Raw genomic sequence first — 6,933 nt, forward strand, 5'->3', positions numbered from 1 at the left:
GAACGACCTCGACCTGAATCCGATTGGAGCTCAAGCGAAGTGATAGGCGAGAACTTTCTCGATTTCAAAGCTTCAAATTTTGTCGATGTCAAAGCTTCATACGTCGAGAACTGCCTGGAGCCGCAAGTCGTTCGGCTGCGAGCACGATCCGCTCTGCGCACCAAGACATTCGACACGCTAGTAGGGCGAGGAATGTCCGGTACGCTCCCACTCATGGCGACGGCAATGTCGCTCAAGGTGAACATGCTGGCAATCCGCAAGACTGGCACACAGTCACACTCGAACGGACTCGGCGAGGGCCGTCTCGGACTGCAGTGGGTCTTCTTCGATGACTTCATCTCCAGCGGAGCGACATTCGTTGAAGTGCACAAGGCGGTCAGCGCAATCGCCAAGCGAAACAAGTTCAAGACCGAGTGCGTCGGCGCGTTCCTGTACGAGGCGAAGCCACGGAACCGGTTCAAGACGATCGAGGACCTTCGTCACGGCTACTGCCGCATCGGGAACTACCTGTCCGACCTGGAGAAAGCGCAGACGAAGAAGTGGACCGTGGCAGCATGACGACGAAAGTCGACGCACCCAATGGGACGACGTGGCAAATCACAGTGCCTGATGCCACAACGATCACCGTCTGTTTGGTAGACCAAACGTATTCCCCGCTGTGTGGAGTCATAGCCAGAGACACAATCGGAGTCGGCGCAGCAGACAGCGATGACAGAGTTCGACTCGCGATCGCATCCGCACAACTGCGGATGGTGCACAGGTACTACAGGAAACGGCGACTTCAGAAGCTGGTGAAGGAGTTCACCGAGTGAAATGGATCAACGTCTCTGACGAGAACCCCGGATTCAGCGCCTACTACGCGAAGCCAGACGACAATCGCCTCTACGTCATCCGCCGCAAGAAGCCGACCGAAACCTACAAGTCGGTCATCTGGCGACTCTTCACCCGATCAGGCGGCGAACCGCTGCGCGTCATCTACACGTCGCAGACGTTGAAGCAGGCGAAGGCATTCGCCGACGAACTAGAGAAAGCAAGGGAAGGTGAGTCCGCGTGAGCTACAAGCTTCCAGACAAGGAGATCGAGAAGATCCTCCGAATCGTCAAGACCAACTGTCAGATCCACATCGAGAACGTCAAGCGACTACCGCAAGACGCAGGAGATGAGAGCAGCTGGCACAGTCTCACATGCCGGGACTCTGTCATCAGTCACCTCACCTCCGCGATCGACGCGCTGGACCTGTATGCCATGCAGCGTGGAGTCGAGATCCTGAGGACGATGCCCACATGATGCCAGTCATCTGCCCAGCCTGCCTCACCCTAATCGGCTACGGCACAGAGGAGACGGCCCCCATGTACGCAGCGAGCCACACACCACTGTGTACGGCGACCGATGACGAGCGGGAGGCCGCCGCCATGAACATGCGATTCAAGACGATCATCAGCGGACTCAACCTGTGATCAAGGCAATCCGATACGGCATGTGGGGCGTTGTAGCTGTCGGGTGCATAGCCGGCTGCGTCAGCTGTGTTGTCGAGAAGCCAGTCGACACCCCCGACTTCCACGGAGACGACGTTCCCACAACGCTTGTGTGTACAGAAGTCGAGTAGTCCAGCTAGACTGGCGAGCCATGAAACGGATCCCCGTCGCGCTCGCCAGTCTGGCACTTCTCACAGCACCAACCGCTGGCGCAGATGAGATGGAAGATCTCTTTGACTTCGCCATGCAGGAGGCCGGCGTAGATATCCCGGGCTCCAAGGAACTCGAGCTAGGAGTAGCTAGGCAAAACTGTGAGCTACTGCGAGGCGGTGTGTCGCCACAGGCAGTAGTCACCAATGTGGTAGTTCTGTATCCAACGCTTTCCACTGACGAAGCGATTACTTTCACACAAATGTCGGTGAATCTGCTATGCCCTGACCAACTTCAGATGGGGTACAGTCCTCGCTATGGCACGCGAGACCTTAGTCCGAATGTGGGACGACTTAGATAAGAGCCAGTTAGCAGACACCACACGAGAGCTCGGCTGGGACGGTCAGATCTACGTCCTGGACCTCACAGAGGAGCACGCTGAAGAGCTTCAGTCCCTTCTTCAGCCTTACCTCGATTCGGCGCACGAACGACTCCGATGGACTAAGGGCCGTCGTGGAGCAAGAGGCGCCACATCAGCTCCTGTAACGCAGTCAGGTAGAGGGACCTCCTCTTCTACCCGATCGTTCGGGGACAAAGAGACCCGTGCAGCAATCCGACAGTGGGGGCGGGACAACGGGTACGAGGTCTCCGATCGAGGCTTCCTTCCCTCTTCCCTTGTAGAGGCTTATCAGGAAGCTCACGAAAAACGCCGGCCGAGGGGCAGTCGTAAGCGTGCCCAATAACCGCGCAGGTGACATAGACCCTCATTTCAGAATGTGTCGCGTTTTCGGTCACGCATGGAACTACACAACCGTTAAGCGCGACGGCCGCGACTTCATCCAGGGCCTAGCCTGCATTCGATGTGGGACTGAGCGCTATATCAGAATCGACCGGAGGACTGGTGAAGCGTCCGGAAGTCGATATGCTTACCCGACTGGGTACCTTCTATCCGAAGGTGGCGCTCTGACCCCCAGGGAGAGGTCTGAATTGCGCCTCACTGAAGTAAGTACCCACGTCAAATAGATAGGCGGTTAACGGTGAGGGCCATAGTGATATGTCCAGATCTGCAGTCATGTGAGATCGAAGACGTTGAATCAGATGGATTGAATGCGATCCAACTGATCGTCGGGGGGGACGTAGACGTTGTCACTACTCCTCATGCGAGCCTCTTTATGAATCGAAACGCGAAAGACTTGAAGCTGCCCATCAACGAGCTCGCAACGTACCTGTGGTGGCGGTTAAACCCCGCTATGGAGGCTGTCGACGTAATCGGGGGGAAGTGCGTCGTAATGGGCCCCACATCGCACGGAGAGCCAACAGACTGCACAGAGCCAGTGATTGTCCTGTGCGGCGAGATGGAGCGCATAGCTAAAGCGATCCGCGCTTCGTCACCCTGATCGCAGTCCCAGTGAAGCAAGTAGAGCCTCTTCGCGCGCAAACGGACGAACACGTGCGCGGAGGGGCTTTACCTTTGCTGTAGATCGCCGCCGGCACGACCCGCCTGGGCCTTCCTCGTAGTGGACATACCCGCGAATCGGGGCGTCCATGTCGTCTCCGTTGCGCCATCGGCGGTAGTGGGTGCTGCAGAAGCCGCGGGAGCAGACCTTTCGCCGGCATGGTTCTCCGCAAACTGTACTTCGACAGCGTGGCATGGGTGCGACCTGCACTTTCTGAGCATTTATCTGGGCATTTACAGTGTATCAGCAATTTGAATTTGAATAGCTACGACTGTTTTTTGCCGGAGAGAGAGGCGATGATTTGCAAGAGGTGTCCCGGTGCCGCCGGCCGAGGGGGCATCCCCCAGGGGTATGGAGATGGGCTAAGCACATGCCCTGACGTGCTGTTATGTCCATGCGATTGGGTCTGTGGCTGCCTGTCGTGTGGTGCCCTGTCGGGTGTGGTGTGGTGTGTGCTGGTGTGACTGTTGTCGATATATCGGGTCTGAGAGGCCCTGTAAGCCATCGAGGGTACGAGCACACGCGTGAGGGTGTATTGGTGGCACTGTGTGGACGTGAGGGGGCAGCAATCCGTACCTACGTGGTCAGGGCATCCCACACGGTGAGCCATGGTGGACTGGATAGCTTCCCGCCGATGTGACCCATGACACACACGTGCGTAGGCAGCATTTCGGGTTTGCTACAGCACCAGTATTGCCCATGTGACCTAGTTCACAGTAGCTAGTTGTTACGAGGTCAGCATGCATGCATACCCATAGCGGTGTCCGAAACACAGCTGCACCCACTTGGTAGCTGGGCACTGTTGGTGTCTACTAATGGCAACGCACCGCAAGGGGCGGGGGACCGGGAGCTAGTAGAGGCCCGGACCTGCAAATGTAGTTTGCTGAACTAAATAGTGGTCCCCCTACCTAGGTGGAACTCTGCACTGGCCGCGCTGGTCTGACTTGTCGGATACCAAGCGCGTGTCGCAGGCACCTAGGCGGTCAGCACACCAGTGGCTGACGGGTGGACTAACTCTCTTTCTTCCCTATATGGGAGGGAAGGGTGTCCGGACCATCAGTAGAGCAATCCCCACTGCTTGAACCCGGCCAGCGCGCGCTGGGTGTCGGCCCCCAGATGCGGCTCCAGGGCGCCGTACCCGTCGAGTCCGGGAATGGGTAGCAGGTTGAGGATCAGGGCCATCACCTGCAGCAGTCCCAGGAAGGCCACCGCCGACCAGAACACCCCGTTGGCCGGGTCGTAGGCCAGCCGCGCGACCGTCAGCAGCACCACCGCCAGCACCAGGTTGGCGAACGGCCCGGCCAGGCTGACCAGCGTGCGCTGCCGCGGCGTCATCCACGACGTCCGCAGGTAGACCGCCCCGCCGGGCAGCCCGATCCCGCCGAGGGCGATGAACACCAGCGGCAGGCCCAGCGACAGCATCGGGTGGGAGTACTTGAACGGGTTCAGGGTCAGGTAGCCGCGGATCTCGACGTCGCGGTCGCCGAAACGCCAGGCGGTCACCGCGTGCCCGAACTCGTGCAGACACAGCGACACCAGCCAGCCCGCGATGACGAACACGAACACACCCGCATACGCCAGCGGCGTGATCTCCCCGGCGGCCAGCCACGCCAGGACCGCGCCGGCGGCGGTGACCGCCACGATCACCAGAAAGATCGGGCTGGGGCGCACCGCCTGGCGCAGGGGACGGATGTTCATCTCTCGAAAGCTACCGTCAGCGTCAGTGCACCCGCAGCCAGCCCTCGGTGTGGCGGTAGAACGTCGACCGGCGCACCACCCGCGGCCCCGGTATCCCGTCGCGCACCACCCGCGCGCCCGTCGTGCCCAACTGGGCGGCCCGCCCGGTGACCCAGCGCCCCCCGCCGGCACGTGCGCGCAGGCCCGGCATCGCGCCCACCGGCTCGATCCGCACCGCCGTCGCGTCGCCGTCGAAGAGCACGGTGTCGTCGACGATGGCCTCACCGTGGATGGCGTCGGCGTCGGCGGCCGGCAACCACTCGGCGGCGGCGGCGAGGACCCGGCCGGTCTCGTCGCGGATCAGCGGCACCCGCTGCGCGGTGCCCGACAGCGCCCGCCGGGCCGCCCGCCAGCCGTCGGCGTGGGCGACCTCGACGTCGAGCCGCTCGGTGCGCAGCAGCCGGGTGAGCACCATCGCCAGGTCGGCCGCGGCACCCACGACGATCACGCGGCGCGCGGCGGCGGTGACGGCATCGATGCGGTCCTCGATGCCGCCCTCGATGCCGCCCTCGACGTCCTCGTCGCCGGTGACCCGGACCGTGGGTAGCCGCCGCAGTGACCGGGGCACGCGACGCCCGCCGAACAGCAGCACCCCGGTGCGGGCGGGTGTGTCGGCGGGGCTCAACGATGCTCCTCGCAATCACGCCGGGACCTTCTCGGATAAGGTAGCTCACCGGCTTGACAGAGTGATCAGGCACATCAGCGCGAGGTACGCGGGAGACATGCCATGCCGGCAATCGTCCTGATCGGCGCCCAGTGGGGCGACGAAGGCAAAGGAAAAGCCACCGATCTGCTCGGTGGACGGGTCCAGTGGGTAGTGCGTTACCAGGGGGGCAACAACGCCGGACACACCGTCGTGCTGCCGACGGGGGAGAACTTCGCACTCCATCTCATTCCCTCGGGCATCCTCACCCCGGGAGTGACCAACGTGATCGGCAACGGGGTGGTCGTCGACCCTGCGGTGCTGCTCTCCGAGCTGTCCGGGCTGGAGGAGCGCGGCGTCGACACGTCGCGGCTGCTGATCTCCGCCGACGCCCACCTGCTCATGCCGTACCACGTGGCCATCGACAAGGTGGTGGAACGCTACGCCGGCAGCAAGAAGATCGGCACCACCGGCCGCGGCATCGGGCCGTGCTACCAGGACAAGATCGCCCGCATCGGCATCCGGGTCGCCGACGTGCTCGACGAGGCCCTGCTGGCCGAGAAGATCGAGGCGGCCTGCGAGTTCAAGAACCAGGTGCTGGTCAAGATCTACAACCGCCGGGCGCTGGACCCCGCCGAAGTGGTGGACAACCTGCTGGAGCAGGCGCAGGGGTTCAGCCACCGCATCGCCGACACCCGCCTGCAGCTCAACACCGCCCTGGAGCGGGGCGAGACGGTGCTGCTCGAGGGCTCACAGGGCACGCTGCTCGACGTCGACCACGGCACCTACCCGTTCGTCACGTCGTCGAACCCGACCGCCGGTGGCGCGTCGGTGGGCTCCGGGATCGGGCCCACCCGGATCACCACGGTGCTGGGCATCCTGAAGGCCTACACCACGCGGGTGGGGTCCGGGCCGTTCCCGACCGAGCTGTTCGACGAGCACGGCGAGTACCTGGCCAAGACCGGCGGCGAGATCGGTGTGACCACCGGCCGGCGCCGCCGCTGCGGCTGGTTCGACGCGGTCATCGCCCGCTACGCCACCCGGGTCAACGGGATCACCGACTACTTCCTGACCAAGCTGGACGTGCTGTCGAGCCTGCAGACCGTGCCGATCTGCGTCGGCTACACCGTCGACGGCAGGCGCACCGACGAGATGCCGATGACCCAGAGCGACATCGCCCGTGCCGAGCCCGTCTACGAGGAGATGCCCGGCTGGTGGGAGGACATCTCCTCCGCGCGTGAGTTCGACGACCTGCCCGCCAAGGCCCGCGACTACGTGCTCCGGCTCGAAGAGCTCGCCGGCGCGCACATCTCGTGCGTCGGGGTGGGCCCCGGGCGGGAGCAGACGATCGTGCGGCGCGACGTCCTGGCGGGCCCGGCGTGACCGACTACGGCCTCGACCCTGATACACCTCCCACCATGCCGGCGATACTCCCTTCTCTACACCTGCTCGTCAGCCTCACACTCAAAAA

8 protein-coding genes and 1 pseudogene are annotated in these 6,933 nt (G+C 62.6%); 7 read left to right on the plus strand and 2 right to left on the minus strand.

The features are described 5' to 3' along the window. The first annotated feature begins 213 nt into the window (after window positions 1–213). From CSR00_RS05015 to CSR00_RS31900, 6 genes are all read left to right on the plus strand, one after another. The gene (locus CSR00_RS05015) at window positions 214–558 is read left to right on the plus strand and encodes a hypothetical protein (RefSeq protein ID WP_141564286.1); all 345 of its coding nucleotides are present in this window, start codon (window positions 214–216) and stop codon (window positions 556–558) included. Window positions 559–808: 250 nt separating this feature from the next. Continuing rightward, complete coding sequence (locus CSR00_RS05020) at window positions 809–1,054, plus strand: hypothetical protein (protein WP_099021283.1); 246 nt, start codon at window positions 809–811, stop codon at window positions 1,052–1,054. After that, on the plus strand, window positions 1,051–1,287 hold the full coding sequence (locus tag CSR00_RS05025) for a hypothetical protein (protein WP_099021284.1): 237 nt from the start codon (window positions 1,051–1,053) through the stop codon (window positions 1,285–1,287). The genes CSR00_RS05020 and CSR00_RS05025 overlap by 4 nt, the downstream gene beginning before the upstream one ends. Before the next feature lie 432 nt (window positions 1,288–1,719). Further along, window positions 1,720–1,986 (plus strand): DUF732 domain-containing protein, encoded by a 267-nt coding sequence (locus CSR00_RS31750; RefSeq protein ID WP_407662397.1) that lies wholly within the window; start codon window positions 1,720–1,722, stop codon window positions 1,984–1,986. Beyond that, window positions 1,943–2,368 (plus strand): histone-like nucleoid-structuring protein Lsr2, encoded by a 426-nt coding sequence (locus tag CSR00_RS31755; RefSeq protein WP_099021286.1) that lies wholly within the window; start codon window positions 1,943–1,945, stop codon window positions 2,366–2,368. Before CSR00_RS31750 ends, CSR00_RS31755 begins: the two co-directional genes overlap by 44 nt. A gap of 306 nt (window positions 2,369–2,674) precedes the next feature. After that, complete coding sequence (locus CSR00_RS31900) at window positions 2,675–3,022, plus strand: DUF3846 domain-containing protein (RefSeq protein ID WP_456093781.1); 348 nt, start codon at window positions 2,675–2,677, stop codon at window positions 3,020–3,022. A 1,125-nt stretch (window positions 3,023–4,147) separates the two neighbouring features. Here the strand turns inward: CSR00_RS31900 and CSR00_RS05045 are convergent. Next, window positions 4,148–4,780: pseudogene (locus CSR00_RS05045) on the minus strand (site-2 protease family protein); the annotation flags it as partial. Window positions 4,781–4,802: 22 nt separating this feature from the next. Next, window positions 4,803–5,444: a peptidase M50 gene (locus CSR00_RS05050; protein WP_099021288.1), complete on the minus strand. Its 642-nt coding sequence runs from the start codon at window positions 5,442–5,444 to the stop codon at window positions 4,803–4,805. Window positions 5,445–5,546: 102 nt separating this feature from the next. Here CSR00_RS05050 and CSR00_RS05055 point away from each other — a divergent pair, with 102 nt between their 5' ends. After that, entirely contained in the window at window positions 5,547–6,845 is a 1,299-nt protein-coding gene (locus CSR00_RS05055) for an adenylosuccinate synthase (RefSeq protein ID WP_099021289.1), read from the plus strand. The last annotated feature ends 88 nt before the right edge of the window (window positions 6,846–6,933 follow it).

The sequence above is a fragment of the Mycolicibacterium palauense genome (assembly GCF_002592005.1).
Lineage (GTDB): Bacteria > Actinomycetota > Actinomycetes > Mycobacteriales > Mycobacteriaceae > Mycobacterium > Mycobacterium palauense.